Origin of the sequence: Vibrio sp. S9_S30, from assembly GCF_014694455.1 — a bacterium.
Classification (GTDB): Bacteria; Pseudomonadota; Gammaproteobacteria; order Enterobacterales; family Vibrionaceae; genus Vibrio.
Map to the genome: position 1 here is coordinate 182,082 of NZ_JAAUWT010000006.1, position 25,724 is coordinate 207,805.

Annotated in this window: 32 protein-coding genes; 14 read left to right on the top strand and 18 right to left on the bottom strand. The window is 44.1% G+C overall.

Annotation, left to right across the window (positions count from 1 at the left end):
- Positions 1–113: 113 nt before the first annotated feature.
- The 4 genes from HC752_RS09320 to HC752_RS24675 form a co-directional block, all read right to left on the bottom strand.
- On the bottom strand, positions 114–809 hold the full coding sequence (locus tag HC752_RS09320; protein ID WP_101109991.1) for a VC0807 family protein: 696 nt from the start codon (positions 807–809) through the stop codon (positions 114–116).
- A 184-nt stretch (positions 810–993) separates the two neighbouring features.
- Positions 994–1,212 (bottom strand): type II toxin-antitoxin system VapB family antitoxin, encoded by a 219-nt coding sequence (vapB, locus tag HC752_RS09325; protein WP_190334869.1) that lies wholly within the window; start codon positions 1,210–1,212, stop codon positions 994–996.
- Between the two features lie 68 nt (positions 1,213–1,280).
- On the bottom strand, positions 1,281–1,763 hold the full coding sequence (locus HC752_RS09330; RefSeq protein ID WP_190334870.1) for a hypothetical protein: 483 nt from the start codon (positions 1,761–1,763) through the stop codon (positions 1,281–1,283).
- Positions 1,747–2,670: a hypothetical protein gene (locus HC752_RS24675; protein ID WP_202987892.1), complete on the bottom strand. Its 924-nt coding sequence runs from the start codon at positions 2,668–2,670 to the stop codon at positions 1,747–1,749. Before HC752_RS24675 ends, HC752_RS09330 begins: the two co-directional genes overlap by 17 nt.
- Before the next feature lie 320 nt (positions 2,671–2,990).
- Between HC752_RS24675 and HC752_RS09340 the strand changes: the two genes are divergently transcribed.
- Positions 2,991–3,344, top strand: a complete 354-nt coding sequence (locus tag HC752_RS09340; RefSeq protein ID WP_190334871.1) for a hypothetical protein — start codon at positions 2,991–2,993, stop codon at positions 3,342–3,344.
- Positions 3,345–3,662: 318 nt separating this feature from the next.
- The gene (locus tag HC752_RS09345) at positions 3,663–4,556 is read left to right on the top strand and encodes an ecotin family protein (protein WP_190334872.1); all 894 of its coding nucleotides are present in this window, start codon (positions 3,663–3,665) and stop codon (positions 4,554–4,556) included.
- Between the two features lie 351 nt (positions 4,557–4,907).
- Here the strand turns inward: HC752_RS09345 and HC752_RS09350 are convergent, their stop codons facing one another.
- Both HC752_RS09350 and aceB read right to left on the bottom strand, forming a co-directional pair.
- Positions 4,908–5,639, bottom strand: coding sequence for a GntR family transcriptional regulator (locus tag HC752_RS09350; protein ID WP_190334873.1), 732 nt, complete (start codon positions 5,637–5,639; stop codon positions 4,908–4,910).
- A gap of 141 nt (positions 5,640–5,780) precedes the next feature.
- On the bottom strand, positions 5,781–7,379 hold the full coding sequence (gene aceB / locus HC752_RS09355; protein ID WP_190334874.1) for a malate synthase A: 1,599 nt from the start codon (positions 7,377–7,379) through the stop codon (positions 5,781–5,783).
- A gap of 181 nt (positions 7,380–7,560) precedes the next feature.
- Here aceB and HC752_RS09360 point away from each other — a divergent pair, with 181 nt between their 5' ends.
- Positions 7,561–8,166, top strand: coding sequence for a TetR/AcrR family transcriptional regulator (locus HC752_RS09360; RefSeq protein ID WP_190334875.1), 606 nt, complete (start codon positions 7,561–7,563; stop codon positions 8,164–8,166).
- Between the two features lie 48 nt (positions 8,167–8,214).
- Here the strand turns inward: HC752_RS09360 and uraH are convergent, their stop codons facing one another.
- Positions 8,215–8,568: a hydroxyisourate hydrolase gene (gene uraH / locus HC752_RS09365; protein ID WP_190334876.1), complete on the bottom strand. Its 354-nt coding sequence runs from the start codon at positions 8,566–8,568 to the stop codon at positions 8,215–8,217.
- Positions 8,569–8,833: 265 nt separating this feature from the next.
- Between uraH and puuE the strand changes: the two genes are divergently transcribed.
- The 6 genes from puuE to HC752_RS09395 all read left to right on the top strand — a co-directional run bounded on the left by puuE (position 8,834) and on the right by HC752_RS09395 (position 13,827).
- The gene (gene puuE, locus HC752_RS09370; RefSeq protein WP_190334877.1) at positions 8,834–9,796 is read left to right on the top strand and encodes an allantoinase PuuE; all 963 of its coding nucleotides are present in this window, start codon (positions 8,834–8,836) and stop codon (positions 9,794–9,796) included.
- Between the two features lie 8 nt (positions 9,797–9,804).
- The gene (uraD, locus tag HC752_RS09375) at positions 9,805–10,320 is read left to right on the top strand and encodes a 2-oxo-4-hydroxy-4-carboxy-5-ureidoimidazoline decarboxylase (protein ID WP_190334878.1); all 516 of its coding nucleotides are present in this window, start codon (positions 9,805–9,807) and stop codon (positions 10,318–10,320) included.
- A 71-nt stretch (positions 10,321–10,391) separates the two neighbouring features.
- On the top strand, positions 10,392–11,432 hold the full coding sequence (gene alc, locus HC752_RS09380; protein ID WP_446751432.1) for an allantoicase: 1,041 nt from the start codon (positions 10,392–10,394) through the stop codon (positions 11,430–11,432).
- A complete protein-coding gene (locus tag HC752_RS09385; protein WP_238930472.1) occupies positions 11,413–11,988 on the top strand; it encodes an ureidoglycolate lyase in 576 nt (191 codons plus the stop codon). Before alc ends, HC752_RS09385 begins: the two co-directional genes overlap by 20 nt.
- A 39-nt stretch (positions 11,989–12,027) precedes the next feature.
- Positions 12,028–13,248 (top strand): urate hydroxylase PuuD, encoded by a 1,221-nt coding sequence (locus HC752_RS09390; RefSeq protein ID WP_190334880.1) that lies wholly within the window; start codon positions 12,028–12,030, stop codon positions 13,246–13,248.
- Between the two features lie 135 nt (positions 13,249–13,383).
- Positions 13,384–13,827 (top strand): dCMP deaminase family protein, encoded by a 444-nt coding sequence (locus HC752_RS09395; protein WP_190334881.1) that lies wholly within the window; start codon positions 13,384–13,386, stop codon positions 13,825–13,827.
- Positions 13,828–13,920: 93 nt separating this feature from the next.
- On the opposite strand, the gene HC752_RS09400 is transcribed toward HC752_RS09395, so the two are convergent.
- Positions 13,921–14,343: a Crp/Fnr family transcriptional regulator gene (locus HC752_RS09400; RefSeq protein ID WP_190334882.1), complete on the bottom strand. Its 423-nt coding sequence runs from the start codon at positions 14,341–14,343 to the stop codon at positions 13,921–13,923.
- Positions 14,344–14,429: 86 nt separating this feature from the next.
- Here HC752_RS09400 and HC752_RS09405 point away from each other — a divergent pair, with 86 nt between their 5' ends.
- Together HC752_RS09405 and HC752_RS09410 are read left to right on the top strand one after the other, a co-directional pair.
- A complete protein-coding gene (locus HC752_RS09405) occupies positions 14,430–14,672 on the top strand; it encodes a hypothetical protein (protein ID WP_190334883.1) in 243 nt (80 codons plus the stop codon).
- 169 nt (positions 14,673–14,841) lie between these two features.
- The gene (locus HC752_RS09410; RefSeq protein WP_238930473.1) at positions 14,842–15,099 is read left to right on the top strand and encodes a hypothetical protein; all 258 of its coding nucleotides are present in this window, start codon (positions 14,842–14,844) and stop codon (positions 15,097–15,099) included.
- Positions 15,100–15,112: 13 nt separating this feature from the next.
- On the opposite strand, the gene HC752_RS09415 is transcribed toward HC752_RS09410, so the two are convergent.
- From HC752_RS09415 to HC752_RS09435, 5 genes are all read right to left on the bottom strand, one after another.
- The gene (locus tag HC752_RS09415; RefSeq protein WP_190334884.1) at positions 15,113–15,421 is read right to left on the bottom strand and encodes a DUF1289 domain-containing protein; all 309 of its coding nucleotides are present in this window, start codon (positions 15,419–15,421) and stop codon (positions 15,113–15,115) included.
- 179 nt (positions 15,422–15,600) lie between these two features.
- Complete coding sequence (locus HC752_RS09420; protein ID WP_190334885.1) at positions 15,601–16,464, bottom strand: lipase secretion chaperone; 864 nt, start codon at positions 16,462–16,464, stop codon at positions 15,601–15,603.
- A 48-nt stretch (positions 16,465–16,512) separates the two neighbouring features.
- Entirely contained in the window at positions 16,513–17,427 is a 915-nt protein-coding gene (locus HC752_RS09425) for a lipase family alpha/beta hydrolase (RefSeq protein ID WP_194717330.1), read from the bottom strand.
- A 426-nt stretch (positions 17,428–17,853) separates the two neighbouring features.
- Positions 17,854–18,876 carry an ACR3 family arsenite efflux transporter gene (gene arsB, locus HC752_RS09430; protein WP_190334887.1) on the bottom strand — a complete coding sequence of 341 codons (1,023 nt, stop codon included), beginning with the start codon at positions 18,874–18,876 and terminating at the stop codon, positions 17,854–17,856.
- A gap of 559 nt (positions 18,877–19,435) precedes the next feature.
- Positions 19,436–19,663 (bottom strand): hexameric tyrosine-coordinated heme protein, encoded by a 228-nt coding sequence (locus HC752_RS09435; protein ID WP_104399491.1) that lies wholly within the window; start codon positions 19,661–19,663, stop codon positions 19,436–19,438.
- A 149-nt stretch (positions 19,664–19,812) separates the two neighbouring features.
- On the opposite strand from HC752_RS09435, the gene HC752_RS09440 reads away from it, so the two are divergent.
- Positions 19,813–20,238: a MarR family transcriptional regulator gene (locus HC752_RS09440; RefSeq protein ID WP_190334888.1), complete on the top strand. Its 426-nt coding sequence runs from the start codon at positions 19,813–19,815 to the stop codon at positions 20,236–20,238.
- Positions 20,239–20,244: 6 nt separating this feature from the next.
- Here HC752_RS09440 and HC752_RS09445 read toward each other — a convergent pair whose 3' ends face one another.
- Positions 20,245–20,934, bottom strand: a complete 690-nt coding sequence (locus tag HC752_RS09445; protein WP_190334889.1) for an aspartate/glutamate racemase family protein — start codon at positions 20,932–20,934, stop codon at positions 20,245–20,247.
- Between the two features lie 127 nt (positions 20,935–21,061).
- Between HC752_RS09445 and HC752_RS09450 the strand changes: the two genes are divergently transcribed.
- Positions 21,062–21,448 (top strand): VOC family protein, encoded by a 387-nt coding sequence (locus HC752_RS09450; RefSeq protein ID WP_190334890.1) that lies wholly within the window; start codon positions 21,062–21,064, stop codon positions 21,446–21,448.
- Here HC752_RS09450 and HC752_RS09455 read toward each other — a convergent pair.
- Positions 21,445–22,083, bottom strand: coding sequence for a helix-turn-helix transcriptional regulator (locus HC752_RS09455; RefSeq protein WP_190334891.1), 639 nt, complete (start codon positions 22,081–22,083; stop codon positions 21,445–21,447). The two genes, HC752_RS09450 and HC752_RS09455, sit on opposite strands and share 4 nt — an antisense overlap.
- A 70-nt stretch (positions 22,084–22,153) precedes the next feature.
- On the opposite strand from HC752_RS09455, the gene HC752_RS24780 reads away from it, so the two are divergent.
- A complete protein-coding gene (locus HC752_RS24780) occupies positions 22,154–22,441 on the top strand; it encodes an N-acetyltransferase (protein ID WP_190334892.1) in 288 nt (95 codons plus the stop codon).
- Between the two features lie 74 nt (positions 22,442–22,515).
- Here the strand turns inward: HC752_RS24780 and HC752_RS09465 are convergent, their stop codons facing one another.
- The 3 genes from HC752_RS09465 to HC752_RS09475 form a co-directional block, all read right to left on the bottom strand.
- Complete coding sequence (locus HC752_RS09465) at positions 22,516–23,433, bottom strand: M14 family metallopeptidase (RefSeq protein ID WP_190334893.1); 918 nt, start codon at positions 23,431–23,433, stop codon at positions 22,516–22,518.
- Positions 23,434–23,590: 157 nt separating this feature from the next.
- A complete protein-coding gene (locus HC752_RS09470) occupies positions 23,591–24,274 on the bottom strand; it encodes an alpha/beta hydrolase (RefSeq protein ID WP_190334894.1) in 684 nt (227 codons plus the stop codon).
- Positions 24,275–24,436: 162 nt separating this feature from the next.
- Entirely contained in the window at positions 24,437–25,660 is a 1,224-nt protein-coding gene (locus tag HC752_RS09475; protein WP_190334895.1) for an HD-GYP domain-containing protein, read from the bottom strand.
- Positions 25,661–25,724 lie beyond the last annotated feature (64 nt).

Below are 25,724 nucleotides of genomic sequence, written 5' to 3' on the forward strand. Positions count from 1 at the left end.
AAGACATAAATTATTTATAAATACTTTATGCCAAAATCGCCCTCAACAACGTTGAGGGCGATTGTAATTTATCTCATTTAGATAACCGAATTTAACGGTCTAGCATTCCAGCATCATTTCGCGTGAAAAATCTGCTCGGTTTCCAAATCGGTCATTGCACGGATTTGGCGCCATACATAGTAGAAAATACCAAACATCATCAGCATGCTTGGCACTGCAATGGCAGGATAGCTGTATAACGTGAGCTTACCCAACTCTTCATTAAATTCCGCGGTGCCGGCTGGGCTTGTCACAATCCAAGTCGCTAGGAAATAGTTCATTGCGGAAGAAAAGGCAAAGGTGCTGGCGAACAGGTAATTCGACGATACTAAGCAGCGCTCGAACGCTTCTGACTTGCCTTTCTCTTTCAAACGTTCATGAATCAAAGAAAGGTTAAACAAGCTGTCGTTTAGAATCATCTTCTGCATGAATGGGTAACGCGTAAACGTGGAGCCCAAAACACCTAAGCCAATCAAGCCCGGAATCAAGGCTTCTTTAAACGCCAACCAGCGCGTATCGAGCTCTAATAAACCAATACCGCCCGTCAATAAAATACTGACAAAGCCAAGTGCCGATATGAAGTTGAACTTCTTGTTGCGGATAAGATCCATACCACCGTAAACGATGGGGAACATCAACGCGACGACAAGCGCCATGGCCGTTCCTAGGTGCTCATCGCCACTAAACTTCATCAAAATGAAGGAAGGAATGATGACATTAAAGAGGATCTCGAATAGGGGGTTCGACTTTTTGGGTGCCGTGTTACTCATAATCTCTTACTGACTCTTCTGTATCGGGTACTAATAACTTCGAAGGGCAGTGTTCTACGCCTAGCATCAGATGTAAAGGGCTAAATCGCGAGTTCTGTAACGACTTATGAAGTTTGTTGGCAAAACCACGCGTTGGTTGGTTATATTTTACTCGATTATATGGCTGTTTTTTATTCAGACCGAATCATGTTTTATATTCGATGATGTCTTCGCGGTTTGTAAGAAAGTCGTTATCCGCCTTATCTTGTTTTCCAAATGAAAGCCAATCTGGTCTTGCTGGACGTAAAGTGATCACATCACCTTCCTTGCGAATCTCTAGCTCGCTCGCACCGGAAAACTCAAACTCTTTGGGTATTCGAATAACTTGGTTATTGTCGTTTGTAATGATGGTTACTGTCCCCATATTATTCCCTTTTACTGAAAGCGCATGTTTAAAAGTATGTGTATGCCATGACAACTTCAATGTATACACTAAAAAAACTGTGTTTCCGATGTTAACCACATTGCAGCAGCGACTACCATGGTCACAATGGATAAAATAACGCTTATGATGACAAAATAGATGTTGTAACCAGCTAGGTGCTTTTCCAGTGGGGTAGGTAAGAAGATGGATGAAACGTAGGCTATCAAGCAACCAACTAATGTGGTTGATGAAATGAGACCAAGTTGCTCGAAGCCTACCATTAAGTTCACACTTGAAATTATGGCTATGAACAATCCAACAATGAGCCATGCTGCGAGCGCCGCAGGAATCGATATCCAATGTCTAGCAAATACTTGACGCTTCAAAATACACGTGTAGAAGAGGTAGAGCTGGCTTATCAGTAATAAGGGTATAGCTAATGCCGAAAATTCCCATCCAAATCCACCAAGAAAACCTTGAGCAATGTAAAGAAATGGCGACAACCAAACCCCTGTAATTAAGCTAGCTAACCATTTAGAAGGCGAAACCATACCCTAAACCTCGATTTGTAAATATTTGATTATAAAATGTATATTGCTTTTTTAATACAATTCGAGTAATCAAAGGTTTGAAATTGAATTGATGTTGCAATTGCCACCAAGCATTTATACCTTTTGCTGCACTTGTACCAAATGTAGTTAATTTAGTTCCATATTCCTTCAAGTCATCGTCGTCTAAGCCAAATACATCATAAAATACAAATCTCAGCTCTAATTTTGGTGTACCTGAATAGTCGAAACCAACTTGGTCGACGAAGATGTACACGTATTGAACACCGTTAATGAGTACTCCAAGCCCATTGTCAAAATCGCCAGTTGTCCTCACTTTACTTCCTAAATTAAAGGCTGGAACGCCCAAGTTAGTAATAGGGGATGGTGGAGGTAAAATACTGAATTCATCCGCTCGAATTAGCGGCTGCGTTTTTAAGGGACCCAGTAGTGCTGAATTGTCATTTTTGTGGATGGAGAGTGAATTGATAATTTTTTTTGCTGCTGCCTCACAGAAAAATTTAATGTTTGTATGGTTTTCAGCTTTGGCATTAAGTTTCTCATCTGAGAAATATTCGACATTGGTTCTAGCAGGTGACATGAATTTCAAAAAAATCTTTTCGACAACCCCACTTTTGTCGCCTGAACCAAAGATTCTTTTGAGCTCAAGAAATCGATTCTTTAACTCATTTATATTTGAACCCATATCATAATCTATTGGCACAAGACGATGTCCATGCACAATATCCTGCCCAAACTTTAAATCTATTTTAGAACCAAGGTGTTGGGGATCGCGTAGTATTGAATGGGTGCCGTTTTGATTTAGGTAGTTATCTTTAGCTATCCCTAATAAGATTGGCTTAGGCAGTTTTATTAACTGGCTTGTCTTTGGTGTACAGAGTGAATACATTAGAAGCCCCGATGATAATTTAATGCTGATGTTATATATAAATTTATTGGTTTCTTGGTATTATTCTCAAGAATGAAGTTTGCGCAATCTCAGCCTTTTATACTGTTTCAGCTTATCGAGTTAGATATTGTTTTTCTGAAATTGTCACTTTTGATACTTGCAGCTTTTCATTCAAAGTGGCTTCTCGAGAACCTTCTCCAAATCACACTTAGTAACATCAAACCCAACATATCTTAACTTCAATGGTCTGCCCTTGAATCCTATTCTGTTATCATCGGCTCGGTCTCAATTCAGTTAGAAGTATCAAAAGGAACAGCAGAATGGATCTGAAAGGTCTTGAAAAATATCTGGCGCTAAACCATATCGATTTTAAACCTCTAGACAAAGAGAGTGTGTTGATCAATCTGGGCTTCTTAGTTGGAAGAGTGCAAGTGAAGTACGTACCCGAGACTCAGCAGTTCGATTTTAATGATAAGCCTCGTTGGGTCATTCAGGTTCTATTGATGGCGATGATGCTGTATTTCTTGGCGACAAACTTTTACGTGTATTCACCCCTTCAACTGAACATGTGTGTGGGTGTCACCGTCGTGATGTTAGGCATTTTTGGCTACAAAGAAACACGCATTAAGCGCTTGAAAAAGGCAGTGAAAAGACCCCAAAATGAGTGCATTTAAAATGCACTGGAAAGATCTATGTATGGGCTACGGTACCAATAGGGTTGTGGTCGTGCAGTTTGTATCATTAGGCGTGTTTTTCTTGGATCGAACCTGATTTTGTTGCTCTGAACCTTTTCCCCTGAGTCACAAGGATCTATAGGCTTATCGTGGCAATAAACGGCATGTATAAGAATCTGTTAAAAGAGTTTTAAGTATTGTTATCTATTCTATTTATTTTTGACTTGATAATATATTCCTCCGTTTTCTTATTCGGACAACTCGGTTACTCGAGATATTTTTAGTATTAGGTTAAATAGGCAGTGATTAGGATATAAAATGAAAAAAACAATATTAACGGTTGCACTTTCTATTAGTGCTTCTTTAGCGTTTGCCCAAAGTGATGAAGTCGTTTCAATTAAGCATCATATTAGTGCTAGCTCATTGTTTGAGCAAAAAAATGAAAGCCTTTTTGTTCAGCATAAATGGATTGATCTACAAACCAACTCAACTGATTTAATAGAAGTGGAAAAAGCCTGTCAGGCTCACGGTGCTGACTACCACGTGCCAACTTCGACTCAGTTATCCACTTTTAAAAAGGAATATCGTGACAAAAGTAAGCGTTCTGAGTTACGTGATTTTTTGCTTAATACGCTATCTGCTGAAATAGGCGATGGAACTAAAGTTAGGGTGCCCAGAGTTTTAGTTAATTTTCATGGTGAAGCTCGTAGGGGAGAAATAGAGGCAACACTTTTTCGGGGTACTGTGAAATATATGCCATTTTTAGATGTTGGGAACGACCCCAAACCTACTACTATTGATGAGACAATAACGTCAATATTGACATCATTTATTGGCAACTTAATGAACTCTTCGCCAGTACTTAACGTATGTGTTGAAACTGAAGACTATTACTCCCGCACGGAAATTAGACTGCCGCCTTTAGAAAATGAGTCTGAAAAATTACTTGATTTCATCGTGACTTCAATTGAGGATGAAACCTGTCTTAAGCAAGAACTCTTTGGAACGATTACTAAAAGACCAGCGAATGGAACTGAAGGTACTCATTACGTTCTTGCTGATTACACCTTTAATACCTGTCCAAAGGGTCCAACAAGTCGTTTAGTACTAAAAAACAGCAATATCTTTGCTTACGATAGCTCCGAACCTTTTGTGTTATATGTACCTCAATATCTTCAAGTGGAGTACTTTATAAGAGATGTGGTTCGATAATCACTTTGGCTCAGAAGCTATTTTGTAGATAGTGTAGAAATCAATGAAGAAATAATACGCCAACACAATGCCACCTTCTTTAGAAGGTGGCTATTTATTAATGACGCTATTATTCATTAATGATTCTATTATTTATTTGATTGCAATTAGCTCATGAGAAATGAATTATTAAGTAACCCAAATTGAATGATTTCTATAATTGATGAAGATAAAAACTCTAGTCTATTTCAAGGGTTTTTTACGAAATATTTAAGAGGTATACATGAGCTTGAAGCTTGGGGATGAGGTGGTTGTTACTAAACCAATAAGAAATGTACATCACCCCACAAAAAGTTTAGCAATCGTGTAAGGCTATTTCTTCTTAATCACATCTGAAAACACCACATGCAAATCATTCGATTTGACTTGTCCGTCTAAATTGAGTTTCGAACGAATATGATACAGGTGCTCTTCCATCAGTTGAAGCGCCTGTTTTTTATTTCTCTTCTCTATGGCATCCAGCAGGCACATATGTTCGTCTTGAGAGCAATTGGAGTGATTATTACTCTCGAATTGCGCAATCAGTAGCGACGATTGCGAAACCAAACTTCGTTGAAACGCCAGCATGGGAGCATTGTCTGCCATTTCTGCTAGCTTAATGTGAAATTCTCCCGAAAGGCGTAACCCGCGACCGTAATCCCCATCTTTGAATGCGTCGTTTTCTTGCTGAACCAAACCCCTACACGATTTGATTTGTGATTCGGTGGCATTTTCCGCAGCGAGTTCAGTAATTGCCATCTCAAGTACTTCACGTGCTTTGATGATCTGTTTTGCTTCTTCTTTGCTTGGCGATGCCACCATAGCACCACGATTAGGGCGAATATTAACGACTTGTTCAATCGATAAACGATGAAGTGCTCGGCGTATAATGGTGCGACTTACCCCAAATATGTCAGCTAGGGCTTCTTCACTTAATTTGGTGGAAGGAGGCAATCTTTGCTCTAGGATGGCATCAAAAATATGACCGTAAACCACATCGTCCTGAGTCAGACCGGGTACTTTGGTTTTGATTGGATCGGAATTGCTGCTTTTCAAACTCGCCATGATGTCCTTTCGGAGTGTAACAACACATTGTGTTTTGATTGTATACCCAAACGGACTATGGGTGCTAGGCATGCTAAATATTTGAATCGGGTATGAGTGGGTTGGCGCTGCTGGTATAGCCGCGCCAACAATTTTCATAGGTTACAACAGGTGATAGCTTGGTAAGGTTAAGAACGTCGCAAACTGCTTGTCGGTTGAAAGCTGATAAAACAGTTCCGAGGTTTCTGAGAAACGGCGTTGTTGATAAGCGTCGCTGCCAAGCTCATTTTCTATGGTGGTAAGCTCCTGCTGTAACCAGTCTTTGAAAATGGTGACGGTAAATACACTGCCATCATCTAGGGCGATGTTATGATGAATCCATTGCCAAATACTGGCGCGGGATATCTCAGCTGTAGCGGCATCTTCCATCAGCCCATAAATGGGAACGCAGCCTTCACCACGGATCCACGCTTCCATGTAGTATAGAGCGATGCGAATATTTTTCCGTACGCCTTCTTCATTTCTGGGGCCGTCACAGGGTGCCAGTAAGGTCTCTTCACTAATGTGGCTAACATCGGGTATAACGTCGAGCTGATTTGCTGCCCCTTTTAAATGTTCGTTGAACACGTTCAGCGCAATATCAACCAAAGCAGGGTGGGCAACCCATGTGCCATCGTGGCCATTATTCGCCTCGCGGGATTTATCGGCGATAACTTTGCGGCGGACTTCTTCCATCTCCGCTGGGTCTTTGCTGGGAATGAAGGCCGACATGCCTCCCATGGCGAGTGCCCCACGTTGGTGGCAAGTGTGAATAAGTTGCTTGCTGTAAGCTTCTAGAAACGGTTTATCCATGCCCACACTGTGCCTGTCGGGTAGAATCCGGTCTTGGTGATTTTTTAAGGTTTTGATGTAGCTGAAAATGTAATCCCATCTTCCGCAATTCATTGCCACTATGTGGTCACGCATGGCATAAAGGATTTCGTCCATTTGGAATACGGCAGGCAGTGTTTCGATAAGGACGGTTGCTTTAATGGTCCCCGTTGCTACCCCTAAATATTGTTCGGTTTCACGAAATACGTTATCCCACCATTGAGCTTCTTCCATGCTTTCGAGCTTAGGAATGTAATAGTAAACTCCTTCGCCTACTGCTTGTCGGGCTTGATAATTGTGAAAACAGTACAAGGCAAAATCCATTAAACACCCGCCGATGGGCTCGCCATTGAATTGAATATTTCCTTCAGGTAAATGAATGCCTCTTGGTCTGGCGATGAGCACCGCGGGATTATCGTTCAATGTGTAGTGTTTGTTTTTACGTGGATCTTCAAACGCAATACTGCCATTGTTGGCGTCTCTCAAGTTGATCTGACCTTGAACCATGTTGTCCCAAGTGGGGGAGGACGCGTCTTCAAAACAGCACATGAACACCTTCGCCCCAGAATTCAGAGCGTTGATCACCATTTTACGATCGATAGGACCAGTAATTTCAACGCGCCTGTCTTGAAGGGAGGGGGGAATAGAGGCAACTTGCCAACTTTTGTCTTGCCGAATGTAGCGAGTGTCTTCGCGGAATCCTGGTCGTTGACCTGCATCGAACAAGGCTTGTTTTTGCGCTCGTTCGTTCAGCAATTGCTGGCGTCGGGTTTCAAACTTGGTGGCAAGGTTTTCTAACAAGTCCAATGCCTCCGTAGAAAAAATCTCTTGATACCCAGGTTTCGTTAAATCGCCAGTAATGGTGAGCTTTGGTTGCGAATTCCCTTCCATGATACACTCCAAAATGTATTATTAATTGTATACAATTTTATGTTTTTATATGGCATTTTGAGTCAGGAAGCAAAGCGTTTTTGCACAAAGTTAAAGCAATCTTGAGGGCGATTCGTTGATTTTTGGGTAAATTGCTGTGTTACAATCAAGGACTTACTTTTCTTTTTTGCTTAGCTTTTTCATGTCTAGAATTCGTAAAAAAAATCACGATCTCATTATCTCGGTTGCGAGTGAATGTTTTGCTCAACATGGGTATGAAGCCACCAAAATTATTGATATAGCCAAAGCGGCGCAGGTGCCCAAAGCGAACGTATTTTACTATTTCAGTAACAAAGAAAAGCTGTACGATGCGGTGTTGAATACCATCACCAAACCTTTATTAGAAGCTTCTAAACCGCTGGAGGAACTGGACGATCCGGTCGAAGCGCTTACCCAATATATTCACACCAAATTGAGTATTTCGCGGGATCACCCAAATGCCTCGAAAGTCTTTGCGAATGAGGTGATGAGTGGTGGGAAACTGCTGCCGCCAGAGGTGTCAGAAAAATTATTGCAGCAGTCACGTGATATGGTGAAGAAGTTTGAAGATTGGAGCAAAAAAGGCTTGATGGATAAGGTTTCGCCCCACCATCTTATGTTCATGCTTTGGGCGTCTACTCAAACCTACGCCGACTTTAGCTGGCAGATCTGTACTGTGATGGATAAACCCGAATTGGAAGAAGCCGACTTTGAGCAAGCCGCTTCATTCATTGCGAGCATGGTGATCAAAGGGTGTGGAATACGCTAAGTCTTCACAAAAATACATATCTGCGAAAGATTAACAGCTACAGTAAGATTAACTGCCTCGATAAGTGGAATACCCGAAAGGCGACACCAGTAGCGGCACGTGGTAGTGGCTGTTTTCATCGTTTAGCCCAAATCGAATAATGACATCCTCTAGAAAAGGCGTCTCCTCAAGGTCGAAACCTTGCTCTCGGTAATACTGTGCGACTTGGAAAACCAGTTCATATTGGCCACTTTTAAATGCTTCTCCCTCTAACATGGGTGAGTCGGTTCTTCCATCGTTATTGGTTTGAACGGATTTGATTAACTCAGAATCATTGCCCACTCTTCGATACAGCGCTATTTGAACATGTTTTGCTGGTGTCCCGTGCGTTGTATCCAGAATATGCGTTGTTAACTTCCCCATCTTCATTTTCTCTTTTTGTACACAATGTAGCGCTTATTAAAGGCGAAATAGTGACAATCTTCACTAGGAGGTTGCCATTTCGTGAACTCGCGCAGTGGATGATTTCGAAAAACGACCAAAAAATACACTCAACTTCTTCAAATATAGCGGCTATTCTCAAGATAAGTGGTGATGAAATGTACGCTTTACATTTTCGTGAATGAATTGTATACAATTATATGTAACTGACACGATAGTGGAAAACACGGTAGGAGGCGAATAGCCAGTGAAAGATGATGCTTACCTCAGAAACTTAGTTGGCTACGGCTTGTGTCCTCCTGATCCGAAGTGGCCAAATAACGCGAAGCTGGCGTTGTCGTTTGTGCTCAATTATGAAGAAGGGGGTGAACGTTGTGTACTGCACGGCGATGGCGAGTCGGAGGCGTTTCTTTCCGAGATCCCAGCGGCGCAGCCAATTGAAGGGCAGCGCCACATCAGCATGGAGTCGATATACGAATACGGCAGTCGAGCAGGGGTGTGGCGGATTTTGCGTTTGTTCGAAAAACATAACCTCCCCCTTACCGTGTTTGCCGTGGGGATGGCTCTGGAGCGTTACCCAGAGATCGCTAAGGTATTTGCTGACGCGGGTCATGAAATATGCAGCCACGGGTATCGCTGGATTGACTACCAAAACATGGAACCTGAATTAGAGCGGGCAGACATGCACAAAGCTATATCGATCATTAAAGATCTTACAGGTGAACGACCTTTCGGTTGGTACACAGGAAGAACCAGCCCCAACACTCGCAAGCTGGTGGCGGAAGAAGGCGGCTTCTTGTACGACTCGGATGCGTATGACGACGACTTGCCTTATTGGCACACGGAAGCGGGAAAGCCACAATTGGTGATCCCCTACACGTTAGACGTGAACGACATGCGGTTTGCTACACCTCAAGGGTTTAACAGCGGTGAGCAGTTTTTCCAGTACTTAAAGGATACGTTTGACACGCTGTATGAAGAAGGGGAAACCGCCCCCAAAATGATGTCGGTGGGGTTGCATTGTCGGTTGATTGGTAGACCTGGGCGAATCGCCTCGTTAAAGCGATTTATTGAATACGTCCAGCAGCATTCCGACGTTTGGATCTGTCGAAGGGTGGACATCGCGAAGCATTGGCACCAACACCATCCGTTTCGGCAGGATCATTCGTTTCAGCAGGATCATCCGTTTCAATATCCGAATAAAAAATAGGATCAACCATGGCACTTTTTAAAACGTGTAAGCCGTCATCTCTCTCGAAAGAGGATTTCGTGAAAACGTTTGCCGATGTCTATGAGCACAGCTCTTGGGTTGCGGAAAAGGCATTTGAGAAGGGCATTACCCAGCAAGACGACGAGATAGAGCACCTGCACAAAAAAATGGCAAGTGTGCTGAAAGATGCCGACAAAAACGCGCAACGGAAACTGATTTTGGCGCACCCAGATTTGGCAGGCAAAGCCGCCATGAACGGCGAACTGACTCTTGCTTCAACCAAGGAACAGGCGGGGGCGGGTATTGATCAATGTACGCCGGAAGAGTTTCAGCGTTTTACGGATTTTAATGAACGTTATCAATCTAAGTTTCAATTTCCTTTCATCATGGCGGTGAAAGGATCTAACCGACACAGCATCTTAGCGTCGTTTGAGCAAAGGTTGGAAAACAATGCCGTCGCTGAATTCGCTCAGGCGATTGACGAAATTAATAAGATAGCGCTTTTCAGGTTAAAGGAGCTGTAAAGCGAGCCCAAAGCGTAGTGACGTGCCTAAAGCGCATTGACGTACCTAAAGCGCAATACGATAGGAAGAATATGGATATGTCCCCAAAAATCGATCATTTGATCAATCTGGCTGATGCCAAGTTAGGTGCGGAAGCCATCTACGCAACCGACGACTTTTTCGCGGATAAAAGCCGGTTGATTCGTCGTGAAGCCCCAGTATGGAAAGAAGGCGTCTACGACGATAACGGGAAATGGATGGACGGTTGGGAAAGCCGACGAAAGCGTCAGGAAGGTCACGATTACTGTATTGTGCGCTTAGCCATGGCAGGAGAGATCTCTGCGGTGGATATTGATACGCGCTTCTTTACTGGAAATTATCCGCCCTCGGCTTCGATTGAAGCCTGTTATTGCCCACAAGGTGATCCAGATGAACAAACCCATTGGGCTGAGATTCTCACATCTGTTGGGTTACAAGGTAATAAGCAACATTTGTTTTCTATCAAAGCGGGCAGCAATTTTACGCATGTCCGTTTGAATATCTATCCAGACGGGGGAATCGCACGCCTTAGGGTGTATGGCTTGCCAGCGGTGGACTGGAACCAAATTGATGTTCTGCAAAGTATCGATTTAGCCTCGGTGGCATACGGAGCAAGGGCGTTGTCTTGCAGCGATGAGCACTACGGTAACAAAAGCAATTTATTGGGACCTGGCCGTGGAGAGAACATGGGGGATGGCTGGGAAACGGCGCGTCGTCGTACGCCGGGTAACGATTGGGTAATCATTGCGTTGGGGCATGCGGGCAATGTGGAAAAAATCGTGGTGGACACCGCGCATTTTAAAGGTAACTACCCCGATACGTGTTCCATACAGGCTGCCTTCGTGAAAGGGGGAACCGATGAGCAAATCGAAACCCAAAGCCTTTTTTGGCGTGAGTTACTGCCTTCGCAAAAGCTCAGTGCGGATGCCATTCATGAGTTTGAGTCGCAGGTGAACCCCATTGGCCCCGTCACGCATATCCGCCTCAACATTTTTCCAGATGGAGGGGTAAGTAGGCTGAGGGTGATTGGGACAAAAGCGGGTACATCGTACCAGCCTTCAGCGGGGCAACCTCATGTCGTTGAAAGTGATTGATACGATGAGCACGATACACGCGACGAACGAACTCAAAATAGAAGTGCTGTCTAAAGATGCCTTTGCCCCATTTGGTGAGGTGATCGAAACGGACAACAGCGCGTCTTTCCTGATTAATAATGGTTCGACTAAGCGATTCCACCAACTGGCGCAAGCGGATACAGGCACTGCTGGCGGGCATACCATCATCAGTATTTTTGAAGCAACCCCATTGGATTATCCGTTACCCATTGGCATGCTAGAACGGCATCCTCTTGGCTCCCAAGCTTTCATGCCATTGCTTGGGCATCCGTTTTTGATCGTGGTTGCCCCTTTGGGGGATACGCCCAACCCAAACGCCATTAGGGCATTTATCAGTAATGGCAAACAAGGGGTGAACTATCATAAAGGGGTATGGCATCACCCTGTGCTAGCGCTGAATGCGAATGATCAGTTTCTGGTGGTCGACCGAAGTGGGAAAGGGAACAACTGTGACGAGTATTTTTTCCCTCAGTCGGACATTCGAACATTATCGCTGCCTTCCGAATCGCTGCCTTCCGAAAGGTTACCCGAGTAATTCACCAACACATGGCGGCTGACCACAAAGGAGTGTGAGATGGATCCACATGTAACAGAGTGGCTGAACTTAGTGATTCGCTGGGTTCACATGATTGTAGGCATCGCTTGGATTGGTGCTTCCTTCTATTTTGTCTGGCTTGAAAACAACCTCAACAGAGCCAACCCGAAAGCGGGGTTAGCGGGCGATTTATGGGCTATCCACGGCGGGGGAATCTATCATCTAGAAAAATACAAATTGGCTCCCCCAGAAATGCCGGAAAAACTGCATTGGTTTAAATGGGAAGCGTATTTTACGTGGATAACGGGTGTCCTTCTCCTCGCAATTGTGTACTACCTAAACGCCGAAATATATTTGATTGCCCCTGGTTCTGGTCTCAGTTCCATGCAAGCCATCGGGATTGGTGTGGGCGCTTTGGTGGCGGGCTGGTTTGTTTACGATGTGTTGTGCGACTCTTCTTTAGGGCAAAAACCGCTGCTGCTCGGTATTATCATCTTCGTTTTGCTGGTGGCATCGGCGTATGGTTTAACGCAAGTGTTTAGTGGGCGCGGTGCTTACATTCACGTGGGGGCGATAATCGGCACCATCATGGTGGGCAACGTGTTCCGAATCATCATGCCAGCCCAACGTAACCTCGTGAAGGCCATTGAGAAGGGGGAAGCCCCCGATCCTACTTTGCCTGCAAAAGGGCTGCTTCGTTCCCGTCACAATAATTACCTGACGCTGCCCGTGCTGTTCATCATGATCAGTAATCATTTTCCTAGTACCTATGGGTCTAGCTGGAATTGGCTGATTTTAGCGGGCCTGGCGGCGTTTAGTATCTTGGTTCGGCATTACTTTAATACGCGTCATGGCAGCCAAAAATTTGCGTGGACGCTACCAGCGGCGGCGGTAGGGATGATCACGTTAGCGTTTGTCACATCGCCTACCAACAAGCTTGATCCTTCAGGAGCGGTTCCAGTCGCCCCTGTTGCTAATACTGCCATAACGGTGCAAGAGGCCTTGTTCACTAAAGTGAATTCCGTGATTCAAGAGCGTTGCACGGTGTGTCATTCTGCTAACCCAACTCACGTAGCGTTTCAAACGGCACCAGCAGGGGTCATATTGGATTCGCCGGAAGAGATAAAAAACAACGTCGACCGCATTGTGGCACAAGCCGTTACGACACAAGTTATGCCGATTGGCAATTTGACGAACATGACGGATGAAGAACGCGCTTTGATTGGAGATTGGGCATCGAAAGGGGCGCAAATTCGGTGACTTTTTTCTTTAAGAGTGAACTTTCACAATGAATTTTCTCAATTCATTGATATAGAAAGGCTTGGTGGTAGCTAAGTGTTGGCAAGATGCTATATTACTTGAATATATTCGTACTTATTGAAGTGAGGGAGTGGAATGATTTCTAAATGGGCACAGCGTTTTTTCCAAATGGCCGAGTTAGTGGGGTCTTGGAGTAAGGATCCGTCAACGCAAGTCGGCGCTGTGATAACAAAGCATAACCGAATTGTTTCCGTTGGCTTTAATGGTTATCCCCATGGTATTTCTGATAGCGCAGAAACCGATGAACGCGATATGAAGTATCTGAAAACACTCCATGCGGAAGAAAATGCGATTTTGTTCGCCAAGCGTGATCTTGATAATTGTGAAATTTGGGTAACGCACTTCCCGTGTCCAAACTGCGCGGCCAAGATCATTCAAACAGGCATTAGAGCGGTCCATTGCCCTGAACAAACGGAAGATTTTCTTTCTCGCTGGGGCGATAAGATCCAAGTTAGCCAAAGTATGTTTGAAGAAGCGGGCGTGGATGTGGATTGGTTGCCCCTGAAGGATTTGAATTGAAAAGAGTCAATGAAATTGAATAAATACAATGCGGCTAAGTGGTCGCATTTTTTATGCCGATGTTCAAAATGGTTTTTCTCACAGCCTTCAATTTCATGCACTGCGAGACTTGGTGTTCTGGATGGCCTCTATCCACGGTAAGGTGAAGGATCGCCATTCATCTTCCCCGTCAAATTGCTCTCTAAAATCGGAATAAGACCAAACCCATAGCTCTGTTGGTGTCATGGTTTTCATATTGAATGGAGATGGTTGATTGCGCAGCGACTCGGTAACGGGCCACAAGAAATCATCATCCGAAAAGAAGGCAATGTTATGTTCATCTTTGCTTTCATCGTGAGTGAATAGCCGGAGTGTTCCACTTTTTACCCAAATCACAGTTAGCCAGCGTTCACCAGCGGTTAACAAAAGCTCATCAGCCGCGAGACGTCGATGCTGAGCTAAGGCATAAATCTTGGATTGGGTTGGCTGCGGTAAGCCACAAAAGTGTGGGCAGTGCAGTAAAAAAGTGTCACACATAGTCGCTCCATGCTGGTGTAAGGGCTAACTTAAGTGTGACACATCAGACTGGAATTTCCTGAGATATTGATGGATTTATTATCTGGGTGAGTATCTACGCCTTTGATTGGTTATTCCACGATTGGTACGAACCGTTTGAGCGAGCGCTGGACTTGGCAAAGCAAAATGATGTCACATTTCGAACACCAAAACTTGGACAAGAAAGCGCTGGACAAGAAAGCGTTGGACAAGAGTGCATTGAGCAAGAAAGCGCGTTAGACAAGAAAGCGCGTTGGATAATGTGCCTACCACACCACGTTGCTGGCAAGACGCGGAAATCCATGGAATAAAACTGAAGTGGCAAAAATACATTAAGTTTCAATTAATTTTAGCCCATAGAATCTTATTCTTGCCTCATCAAGATAGTATCCTTGTTGCGTATTGTCAGCGAGAGAAGGGCTGAAATTGTGCCTTTCTCTTATGTTGTTTACGCATCCATTGAAACACAAGGAGGCTATTATGATGGACCCGATGGCAATTTCGAGTTATCTAGGGTGGTTTCTCGCGTTATTGTTCGGCTATCCGTTTGTACTCGTAGGCTTACAATTTGCTGTGTATGAGGAACAAAAGCGCCAGCGAGTAACATTTTGGTTTAATGTGGCATTTGTCGTAGTCATCTTGGTCGTCTTGACGTACCACATGCAAACCGAGGTCGTCTATGGTCAATCGCTGCTAGAAGCGTGGTACACACTTCATCCAGAAGACCGCCCTAAATAACCCGAACTTAAGCTTATTCAATGGGTAATTCAGACAGGCATTTTCTGCATAAGCAGGTGCCTGTTTTTGCTAATCCACTGGTGTCCCTTTTCTCTAATTCGAAACACCAACATTGCGATCCGCCAGCGCTGATCTCACAAAATGTTGAGCTGCCACATTGGGCACATTCGTGTGTGGTTTGCTCACCTGACAGCTGAGCCATCACATCCGATCGCTGTTTCTCTGATTTATCTTTCCAACCAATAATTTCATCGATTGTTCTTAAACAGCCACTGCAAATTCCAGCGTTATTCTTGCAGGCGGCGACACATGGTGACTTCATTTGACGATTCTTTTTGTATGCTCAGAGCGATCGGCTGTGGATTCAGAGCGCTCAATGGTAAATTCAGAGCGCTCGATTATATACGCAAACTGTCTCAAGATGCAGGATTCGTTGCGAGGTTATAATGGGAGCTCAATAGGCGCTCGTCGGGGACTGGAAGAACAGCCGCCTGGATAAGGCTATTTCTCGTCGTGTATTCTTTCCAGCGCTTCCACACGTCGAATTTCTGTTTCAGAGAAAAATTGGTTCCTAAGCGAGGCTATCGACCGCTGTTTTTCTGTTTCACTATGGGTCTTGCTATTGATGGCATCGCGCTTGGCGAGGTATTCGTCCATTTTGTTGTTGAACTGCGCTCTTCTGGTGTCTAATTTTGCTAAGCGATTGGCTGCTTCTTCACCCACCAGCTCCACTCTGGCTAAGTGTTTTTTTTGGTCGGAATAGCCATCGAGTGCCGTTAAGCGTTGCACTAACACCGCATTTTTCTCGCTTCGCTGGATATAATCGGGCTGATTGGCTAGGTATTGTTCCCACTGACGGTTGAAATCGTCATCACTAGCGGTTTGTTTTCGTAGTTTCAATTTTTCTAGCGCCATTTCACGAATCAAGTTTTCGTCGGCAAAGTAATCTCGCTGTACGTTCTCACTAAACAGCGTGCTTTGCACATCCAATACCTGTTGGTGAATCGTGAGTAATGCATCGTAATTTAGCTGTTCAAACTCTGGAGGATCCAGCTGACTGAGTGCTTCTTTATAAGCAATAAACTGATCAAATGATTCGCTATTCACTTGAATATTTGGGTCTAATGTCGAAAATTCCGTGCTGCTCTGTTTGATCGTTTCTAATGGTTGCTCTCCCATTGTCGCTAGGAAGTAATCCATCACTTTGCGTGATGATTCTTGGTCAACGTCAGTTCCTTGTAGTGAGCCAAATTTCTTGTTGACCGCATTGTTGCTATCTCCAATGTATTGTGAAAGAAAAAAGACCGCCGCCAGACTCCCCGAGGCGATCAGTATTGCGATGAACAAAGCGATCTTTTGCATCATAAGCTACCTTTCTGCGTTTGTTTTGACTTTTCTTATCGAGAGATCGGATTACAGCCCTTGATTCTTCAACCGGTTCGCTTGTTGCCGATATACAGTAATAGGATCGGTTTCAAAGAGATGATGAATACCCAGCAAGCCGTTCACTTCATCCAAGTGGTTCATTTGGTAATTGTCTCTTATCACCATACCTAGACGGCTGCTGCACCGCCCGACTAACCCATCATTGGGTTCACTAAACGCTAGCCCCAATGCACCTAAAACCGCATCAGATGGATCCAATATATTGGTTACGGTTGAGGTACCGCTCCACGAATAATAATAAACGCCATTGCTTGCGCGTTTTGAACCTTCACCACAACGTGTCGTGGGGACGCCTTCAGGGTAGTGCCGATTGAAGTTCAAAGCACCTTGTGTGGTGAGCGATGCGAGTGAACCCAATGGATCTTGTGGGAGTGATGTTCCGCCAGATAACACACTGATCAGGCTGGAAAGCCCTTTCGCAACGTTCACTGCCAACGTTTCCGAAATGGATCCGGATGGAACGGTTTCTCTCACAATATCGGCAATCGTTGATCCTTTGTTGACGCCGCCTACACTGGTGACAGAAGCCACCATATCAGGTCGGATAGAGGCGACATAACGAGACGTTGGGCTGCCATGGCTGTGCCCAATTAAATTGACTTTCTTTGCACCGGTTACGGCAAGAATGGCTTCTACCTGAGACAGAAGTTGTTCACCACGTGCTTCCGAACTGTTGGTGGCAGAAACTTGTGCGACATAAACCGTTGCACCGCTTTGGGTCAATGCTTGAGGGACACCGAAGAAATAATCGACCCCCGCTAGCCTGTCGAATCCAAACAAACCGTGTACAAGGACAATAGGGTAGTGAGTTTGTGTATAACCGGATTGGGTTGCCCCTCCGGCACCCACACCCGCCCAGCTTAGTGCGCTAGCGGAGAGCAATAGAGCGATGGTGAGTATCCTTTTCACTTCGTTTTCCTCTACAAGTTAGAAGTTAGACCTCGGATGAGTTAATGAAATGTATATAAATTGTTAACGTGGGTTTGTTTTAAAAATGAGAATTGTGAACAAAGCGAAATTTATGGGAAGCAGAAGCGGGAACGTGTCGATGAGACTGACCATACAAAAATGACTTTATATCAGTAGGTTATGCGTTTACCTGAACATGATTGGAAGGAGGTTCGGAGTGAATACGTGTTCGAAGAACGGGAAAATTGAGCGAAAACATAAAAACCTACGGGCAACGTTCTGTTTGAAACATCGCCAGTAGGTTGAGAATGTGATCTTGGATCAGAGTTTATAGGTACTCTGGAATGCAACATTCTTCCTTTCAGTATTCACAGTTTGAGTGCTTAAGGCTAACGGCTTCTAGCTTTCTTGCACGGGCTGAAAGTCATTTTTTGTTCTGTTCGCAAATGCAACCAAAGAGAGCATAACGGGGACTTCGACCAATACGCCAACGATAGTGGCTAAAGCTGCCCCCGAATGAACGCCAAACAAACTGATGGCAACCGCTACGGCCAACTCAAAAAAGTTGGATGCGCCAATCATTGCCCCTGGCGCTGCAACACAGTGTGGTTGACGCGTCTTCTTCATCCAGTAATACGCGAGAGCAAAGATAAGATACGTTTGAATGAGTAGCGGAACAGAAATGAATAGGATGTCTATTGGATTACTTAAAATGGTGTTCGCTTGGAAACCAAACAGCAAAACAACGGTGCCAACTAAACCTAAAATTGATAAAGGTTTAATGGCTTTGCCAAGCTTATCCACTTTGGCTGGGTTATTGAGCACTTTTCGAGTCACTACCCCTGCGGCCAATGGCACAATGACGAAGAGAGAAACAGAAAGCAGAAGCGTGTCCCAAGGCACCGTTATGTCGGTCATTCCTAGTAGCAGAGCTGCAATCGGTGCAAAGGCGACCACCATAATGATGTCGTTAATCGCGACTTGGACAAGGGTATAATTTGCATCGCCTTTGGTCAGTTGGCTCCATACAAACACCATGGCGGTGCAGGGGGCGACGCCAAGCAAGATCATACCTGCGATGTATTGCTCTGCCAAATCCGAGACAATCCAATTCCCGAAGACATAGCGCATGAAAACAACGGCAAGCAACGCCATAGTAAAAGGTTTGATTAACCAGTTGATGACAATGGTGATCAACAACCCTTTTGGTCTTTTATGAACACTTTTGACCGATGTGAAATCGATTTGCATCATCATTGGATAAATCATTAACCAAATGAGGACGGCAATAACCATATTGATTTGGGCGTATTGCATAGCGGCGAGAGACGAGAAAAGCTCTGGGAATAGGTACCCACTCACAATGCCCATAATCATTCCTAGGGCAACCCAAACACTTAAAAATCTCTCGAAAATTCCCATGATCAATCACTCTTCTCTTGATAAAACTGCATATATGGATATCCATATGTTATGACTAATGAATCGCTTGTCAAATTTTACATTCTTATGTGGCGAAAGGTTGCCTTTAAATGTGCTTTTTCCGTATTGAACCAGAAATGTTGACTGAAGAGTGTATTTCTTTGTCTCTGTCACAAAAAATTAATGATGTTGAATCAGTTAGCGTGAGTCTATGAGCAATAAGGGATTTGTAGTGAACGTGCTCTGTTTAGATGGGTCTCATTGGTGCGAGTGGAGTTGCAAAATAACGTTAGTGTAATTACATTGAAATCATCTTGTCATATTTAAGTGGGTGAAAAAATGCAGCATCAAGAAATGATCCAACCTTCACATTTTGGCGTGATCAGCCGAACCGTTTTGTTTTCACTCATCTTTGTTATCGGTGTTTTGACGCTGATATGAGTTTAGAACATAAGTGAAATGTGTTTAGAAGATAGGTGAACCCCAGACTTCGGTATCGAGCTCTGGGGTTTTTTATTACCAGCTACTTTGAACGCCGCTTACGCTGTTCTGGTTGGTATTAAGCCCAGTAGTTGTTTGCAGCGGCAACCGTTTGAAAGTTGATGGCAATAACTTGAGAGGCGGCGATTAAGTTCTCGGCATTGTCAGCGTAGACGGGTCGAATCTTTTCTCTCACTTCTTCGGATGGTTGCGTGTACTTAACCCCCATCCTCGACATTTTTATGGCAAGTTGGTAGCCATCTTCAGGCGTACTCGTTTTTAATGTAGCTAACCATTTATCACTCATCACTTCTTCCTTTTTGTATGCATTTTGCTCGCTTACTATATTGTTAGTGTGCGAACAGTTTGTCAACTAATAATAAGCTTACGAATATTTTGTCTATGATAATGTGCATGCGTATAATGATGGCTACGAATGAAAACTTGGAGAATCGGGTGGCAGTAGCAGAATTAGATCGACAGCTGTGTTTTGCTCTATATTCCACATCCAATAAGCTGACATCAACGTATCGGGAGTTACTGGAACCTCATGGTTTAACCTATACGCAATTTGTGGTGCTGATGGCGTTGTGGAAAGAAGATGAGGTTTCAATTAGTCAGCTAGCGAAGACAACACAACTCAGCAAGGCAACCATGACGCCGCTGTTGAAACGAATGGAAGAGAAAGACCTTATTCGTCGAGAGCAGCTTGCGAATAATGAACGGCAAAAATCCATTGTACTAACGGATTTAGGGAGAGAGCTTTCTCAAAATAGCTCCGACATTACAGATAAGGTTTTTTGCTCAACCGGTTTAACCCAAGAAGAGGCAAATTCTATGATTCAGCTGTGTAAGAAGGTCAGAATCCGATCGAACGAATAGAATTGGCTAATCGATACCGGCGTATTCAATTGCTGCCCGTGCTAAAAGCCGAGTGGAATCCAATGTTGGGAGCGGGGAGTTTTCGTCGCTCAGTACAATGGGAAGCTCGGTGCAACCCAAAACAACGGCTTCACAACCCTGTGATTTAAATTCTTCTATCACCTTTAACAAATATTCGGTGACATGGCTTGGAGTATGACCAAGTACCAGTTCATCCATGATTAAACGGCCAATCTCTTTGCGCTGCAGTGCATTGGGCAATACCACGTCTATGCCTACTTTTCGCATACTGCTTGGGTAAACATCGCTTTCGGTTAGCCATTGCGTGCCTAAAACACCGACCTTACGGTAGTGTTGTTGTTTGGCGTGCGTAGACACCACATCCGCAATATGTAGCCAAGGAAGCGATGAGGATTGCTCCACCAAATCGAAAGCTTGGTGAATGGTATTATCCGGGCAAATAACAAAATCAGCACCAGCGGCTTTGAGCTTTTCAACGGAAGTTAACATGAGTTCGGCAATGTGTTTCTTCGCCCCATTGTTCAAAGCATCCACATATAAGGATAGAGAAGGGGTGTGCATGGCTATATCTGGATGTTGATAGTGCCCCAATTGGGCAATGCTTTCGCTACAAATCGTTGTATAGCAGAGCGCTGCGCCTTCCGCTGAGCAACCAACAATTCCAATGCTCTTCATTTCCGATCTCCTTCGTTGATGTGCCTCCTGCCTATAAACAGACATGGGGATGTGTCGTTTATTTTCAATACAAACGTGCTAACAAGGTATTAATCTAACGTTCTTAAACAAGCTGAAGGAAAAGAAAATGAAATTAAAATATACGATTCTCTATGTAGAAAACGTGGCAAAAACATTGGCGTTTTATGAGCGCGCTTTTGGGCTTTCACGCGCCATGCTCCATGAAGGGGGAGACTACGGTGAGTTGGATACGGGCACTACGACCTTGTCATTTTCGTCGCTTGACCTGATGAGTAAGCTTGGAAAAGGGGCAGTACTGCCCAAGCGAGGACAACCCAGTTTTGAAATAGCATTTGAAACGGATAACGTCGCGGAGTCGCTACAGCAAGCCTTGGATGCGGGCGCAGAACTTGTTCAGCCTGTGGAGCACATGCCGTGGGGGCAAACTACGTCTTATGTATATGACATAAATGGTTTTTTAATTGAAATATGCTCACCAGTGGCAGAGAGTTAGTACCCATCATCAAAAAGCTGCGCTTTGATGTCTTCTCGATTGAAAAGCTGAGTTGGTGTAACACCGAACCAGCTTTTAATCTCACGGCACATATGAGCTTGGTCTGAATATTGATAATCGTAGGCAATGTCGGAGTAATTTCCGCTCAATATTATCGCTTTGGCACACTGACGAACTCTGGCTAATCGAAACCAAAATAGCGGCGTTTGATCGGTGTGCTTTTTGATGGTTCTTTGCAGTGTTCTTACATTTACACCAAGCAATGATGCTATTTGCTCAATACTTCCCATTTCCTTACGAATGCATTCAAGTGCTTCAGCAATGTTTGAGTTAACTGTGGTTGCTGATTCAATTCTATCAATAAGTTGATCTTTTGAATCCCAGCATTGAATCAGTTTATCCGTTTCAACGTTGGAAATATTGCATCCTGGTTGAAGCCGAAACCCCATCATAGCGGTTCCCGCAGTTATATCGATTGGTGCAGTATGCGTATAAAGAGGAGAGACATTGATTTGGGCTGGCGTATTATCCGCAAGCGTGACGATGACATCCTGACACCCATCCGGAATGATGAAAGCTCTTTTATTTTCAACGGCTTTTGATTGCCATGTGTCTATAATGTGAGAAGAATACATGCGCTTTGGGGTGTCTACTGAACTATAGTAAGGTTAACACATCATCTAACCTAACAAAGAGATAACGTAAGTGAATGACGATATTGCAGTGATCCACGATATTCAAGCGAAAGAATTTCGAATTGAAGTCGCCCCTGAACTCTGGGCAAAAGTAACGTATCGCCAAGAAGGGGACGTGTTTTTTGTCGACCATTCCTCTGTACCTGAAGCGTTGAGAGGTCAGGGCAAAGGCGCGGTGATGATGGAAGCGGTATTACCGGAATTTGAAAAGTTGAACGTTAAGATTGTTCCAGAGTGCAGCTACGTTAAGCATTATGTGAACAAACATGAAAACTGGCACCATTTACTGGCTGAGTAAACTCATTCGTTTTTCTTAAAAAATACGAGCAATAAAAAAGGATGGGATCCCATCCTTTTTTGTTTTCGGTAGCTCTAGGAATTGAGTAAGTAGTCCAACCCGCCTTTAATGGCTGCAACTTGGGCGTCATTACATTCTTCGTCGGTGACTTTCGGGCTGTCGGGGTATACTTCTGTTGTCGTACCGTATTCACAACCAGTAAAGCCGCTGCACAGCCCGAGCTTACTGACTGGGTAATTGATCACACCGTGCTGTACGACGGGAGAACCGATAATGTTTCCATTGCTGTCTGGTGGTGCAATGTGGGTTACTTTTTCAACCGCTTGGATGATGGCTGTTTGGAAGGCTTCATTTGGGTTTTCGGTGTCCCCTACCAAATAAAAACCGTCTGGAACGAGATCTTCGATGTATTCCAAACCATCGCGCGCGGCAAGCGCGGGACGAAACTCAGATTCGTCAGTGTCGGTGGTTTCATGCAAGTCGATATGGGCGTAGATGTCCACACCAAGTGATTCCACCATCGACATTAGGTTTGCTGATTCTTCAGCAGGGGAGTTGTCATAAAATGAACGGTTTGGATCCACCGCGTTTGGGTTCCAACGGTTGATGGTTTCGTATCCCCACGGGCTGACGCAAGGGGCTACCACAATATTAAAGTGCTGTTCATATTCATTGCCGAGTAGTGCTAGGAACTTCAGTGCGCCATGAACACCGCTTGTTTCATAGCCGTGCACACCACCGGTGACCAAAATGGTTTTGCGGTGGCTGTCCCAAGTTTTACTTTTAATGGCATACAGAGGGAATTGCTCAGGGTTATAGCTGAGTGCACCATATTGGAATACATCGAATTGATTGCGTAACGCATTAATTTTAGTGACGACGTCACTTTTGTAGCTGCGCTTTATTGAAACTGAGTCCAGCCATGCTTTTTTTTCTTCTTCTCCCCAAGCTGTTCCTTGAGTGCCAATAGGGTATTGGTAGCTGCTTTTCATTGTTCACCTGCGCGTTTGTCATCATTCAAAAAATTGGCAACCAGTATACCTAAGTAACCTACGCTCTACATAACAGAAGATTCACATCCCCTGAACATCATGATGTTTTCGACCTTAAAAATACGACAGGGCAAGGCCGCGCTATAATCCCGAACCGTTATTGAGTCATTATTTTATATGTTTGTAACTCTTTACGACTCATATAGTGCATGTCACCTGCGTCGGCAGATTCAATAGTGAAGAAATAAAAGGCTTCTGGCTTTGGGAGATCGATGAGTTTGTAAAATTGAATGTACGGTTGGTGGGCATAGTGAGTTCTAGGAAGCTTACTTCCTTGACGGTCGCCAGATGACCAGCTGTGAACACCAATATAAGCATTTTTGTCTGCGGTTCGAGTGGTACCCGCCAAAAACAGGTCCGTTCCTCCTGAAGCGACGCCACCTCGAACAACATCGCCTTCATCGTTTTTTTTATTTAACGCATCGGAAACATGCGTGTGCATATTTAAAGAGTGAATCAGCGTGGCAAGCTTTAAATTGGTCACATTGTCTACCGAGCCACCTACGTCTAAAAAGACCAATTTGTTCAGATTAGGATGGTCCTCCAACATTTCTTGTGCGGCTTGCAGTGTGCCATCACATACTATTCCCGTCACTTCGGCTGTTGTACCTGACTCTATAACACGAAATACCGTGGCATCTAAATGACTGATACCAATCTCATCTAGTCGTTTCTGTGTACACGTAGAGGCATATTCTTTGAGAGCAGGTTCAGCTAATGAAAGGTTGGATAACCCCAAAAAAGAGGCAAGAATAAAAGGGCGCAAGTATCGTGGTTTCATGATGAATGTCTTCGTCTGTTAAATAGGCAAGTTTTTTTTAACAGATCAAGAGGAGAGAAACTATCGGCGGGATGTAAGCTTTTGTCAGGAAATGAACACGGTTCTAATCAAGTTGATCGTATACGAAGTAGGCAACCATGGTGTTGCCTACAGTATTTAATGTTAAACATCGTAAAACGGTGCAGGGTCGATTTCTATGTCTTTGGGTGAGATAGCACTTTCGATTTTGATATTGCTGTTTTTAAGATCCACAAAGGTAACATCGGTAAAGCGCTTAAATTTTCGAGAATAAAAACACTTAATCAGAGGCTTAAGTGGCTGTTGGTTGTTCGACGTCCAAGTGATGCCTACTCGCCCATCACTTAATTCTACTAACGACCCAACAGGGTAGACACCAATACAGTTGATGAATTTGTACACCAAATCCTGATCGAGGTGGAAGGGCGTTAAGCTCAGTAAAATCTTAAACGCTTCGGCGGAACTCATGCCCGCTTTGTAACAACGATGTGCCGTAAGCGCATCATAGATATCGACAATACTGCTCATTCTCCCATGAATCGGGATCTCGTCACCTTTCAAGCCATTTGGGTAACCGTTACCATCAAGCTTCTCATGGTGCATGAGACAAACGTCTCGGCTGACTTGATTTAACCCTTCGACATCATCAATGATTTCACCCGCATAGACTTGGTGAAGTTTCATGTGTTCAAATTCTTCGGGAGTTAATCGGGATGGTTTGTGGAGAACTTTGTCGTCTACTTTGATTTTGCCTATATCGTGTATGATGCCACCAATTGCCATGTCTCGAAGCATCGTGCTATCCATACCCAAATATTTCCCAAACGTCACCAGTAAGCAAGCAACGTTAACGGAATGTTCGAGCAAGTATGTGTCCTTGTTTCGAAGCGCGGACACACATTTAATGGCGTCGGAATCAACCAAAACAGTTTCAATGAGATCATCGGCCCATTCTTCAAGCGCCCCGACTTCGAAACTATTTCCTTCAAATGTCTCTGTCAGTAATTTTTGAGCTAAGCCTTTGGCTTCGGCGATCAGTTTCTTTGCTTTGCTTTGTCTCATCTCACGGCTGGGCATTTTCTTTGCACGTGCAGTAGATGGAGTGGGACTTTGACTTACGTCTTTCTTTTCGCTGGAGCTTGTTTTATCTGTAATGGGTTTGAAAACACAATTGCTAGCGGATAATTTTTCATCCACCCATGCGAAACGAACACCACTATTTACCAGTTGAGCGATGGCCTTTTGGGTAGAAACACGACCAGCATTGGATAGGTTTACTCTCTCACTTTGTTCAATACCCGTTACAAACATCCCTACATTTAGATGTTCAATCGCGATCTTTATAGAATTTTCAGGTTTGTATTGCATCAATCAATAACCAATAGTTGCCGCAAAATATTAGGAAAATACACGTCGTAAAATCAGTATTTTT

Excerpts from the sequence above, each read along its gene's own strand:
- HC752_RS09350 (WP_190334873.1), bottom strand. The coding sequence starts at position 5,639 with ATGGCGAGTTTGAAAAGCAGCAATTCCGATCCAATCAAAACCAAAGTA.
- alc (WP_446751432.1), top strand. The coding sequence starts at position 10,392 with ATGGATATGTCCCCAAAAATCGATCATTTGATCAATCTGGCTGATGCC.
- HC752_RS09445 (WP_190334889.1), bottom strand. The coding sequence starts at position 20,934 with ATGAAGAGCATTGGAATTGTTGGTTGCTCAGCGGAAGGCGCAGCGCTC.
- HC752_RS09340 (WP_190334871.1), top strand. The coding sequence starts at position 2,991 with ATGGATCTGAAAGGTCTTGAAAAATATCTGGCGCTAAACCATATCGAT.
- HC752_RS09345 (WP_190334872.1), top strand. The coding sequence starts at position 3,663 with ATGAAAAAAACAATATTAACGGTTGCACTTTCTATTAGTGCTTCTTTA.
- HC752_RS09360 (WP_190334875.1), top strand. The coding sequence starts at position 7,561 with ATGTCTAGAATTCGTAAAAAAAATCACGATCTCATTATCTCGGTTGCG.
- HC752_RS24675 (WP_202987892.1), bottom strand. The coding sequence starts at position 2,670 with ATGTATTCACTCTGTACACCAAAGACAAGCCAGTTAATAAAACTGCCT.
- HC752_RS09385 (WP_238930472.1), top strand. The coding sequence starts at position 11,413 with ATGTCGTTGAAAGTGATTGATACGATGAGCACGATACACGCGACGAAC.
- HC752_RS09390 (WP_190334880.1), top strand. The coding sequence starts at position 12,028 with ATGGATCCACATGTAACAGAGTGGCTGAACTTAGTGATTCGCTGGGTT.
- HC752_RS09415 (WP_190334884.1), bottom strand. The coding sequence starts at position 15,421 with ATGAAGTCACCATGTGTCGCCGCCTGCAAGAATAACGCTGGAATTTGC.
- HC752_RS09475 (WP_190334895.1), bottom strand. The coding sequence starts at position 25,660 with ATGCAATACAAACCTGAAAATTCTATAAAGATCGCGATTGAACATCTA.
- HC752_RS09320 (WP_101109991.1), bottom strand. The coding sequence starts at position 809 with ATGAGTAACACGGCACCCAAAAAGTCGAACCCCCTATTCGAGATCCTC.
- HC752_RS09400 (WP_190334882.1), bottom strand. The coding sequence starts at position 14,343 with ATGTGTGACACTTTTTTACTGCACTGCCCACACTTTTGTGGCTTACCG.
- aceB (WP_190334874.1), bottom strand. The coding sequence starts at position 7,379 with ATGGAAGGGAATTCGCAACCAAAGCTCACCATTACTGGCGATTTAACG.
- HC752_RS09395 (WP_190334881.1), top strand. The coding sequence starts at position 13,384 with ATGATTTCTAAATGGGCACAGCGTTTTTTCCAAATGGCCGAGTTAGTG.
- HC752_RS09420 (WP_190334885.1), bottom strand. The coding sequence starts at position 16,464 with ATGATGCAAAAGATCGCTTTGTTCATCGCAATACTGATCGCCTCGGGG.
- vapB (WP_190334869.1), bottom strand. The coding sequence starts at position 1,212 with ATGGGGACAGTAACCATCATTACAAACGACAATAACCAAGTTATTCGA.
- HC752_RS09410 (WP_238930473.1), top strand. The coding sequence starts at position 14,842 with ATGATGGACCCGATGGCAATTTCGAGTTATCTAGGGTGGTTTCTCGCG.
- arsB (WP_190334887.1), bottom strand. The coding sequence starts at position 18,876 with ATGGGAATTTTCGAGAGATTTTTAAGTGTTTGGGTTGCCCTAGGAATG.
- HC752_RS09470 (WP_190334894.1), bottom strand. The coding sequence starts at position 24,274 with ATGAAACCACGATACTTGCGCCCTTTTATTCTTGCCTCTTTTTTGGGG.
- HC752_RS09330 (WP_190334870.1), bottom strand. The coding sequence starts at position 1,763 with ATGGTTTCGCCTTCTAAATGGTTAGCTAGCTTAATTACAGGGGTTTGG.
- HC752_RS09455 (WP_190334891.1), bottom strand. The coding sequence starts at position 22,083 with ATGTATTCTTCTCACATTATAGACACATGGCAATCAAAAGCCGTTGAA.
- uraD (WP_190334878.1), top strand. The coding sequence starts at position 9,805 with ATGGCACTTTTTAAAACGTGTAAGCCGTCATCTCTCTCGAAAGAGGAT.
- HC752_RS09450 (WP_190334890.1), top strand. The coding sequence starts at position 21,062 with ATGAAATTAAAATATACGATTCTCTATGTAGAAAACGTGGCAAAAACA.
- HC752_RS09435 (WP_104399491.1), bottom strand. The coding sequence starts at position 19,663 with ATGAGTGATAAATGGTTAGCTACATTAAAAACGAGTACGCCTGAAGAT.
- HC752_RS09465 (WP_190334893.1), bottom strand. The coding sequence starts at position 23,433 with ATGAAAAGCAGCTACCAATACCCTATTGGCACTCAAGGAACAGCTTGG.
- uraH (WP_190334876.1), bottom strand. The coding sequence starts at position 8,568 with ATGGGGAAGTTAACAACGCATATTCTGGATACAACGCACGGGACACCA.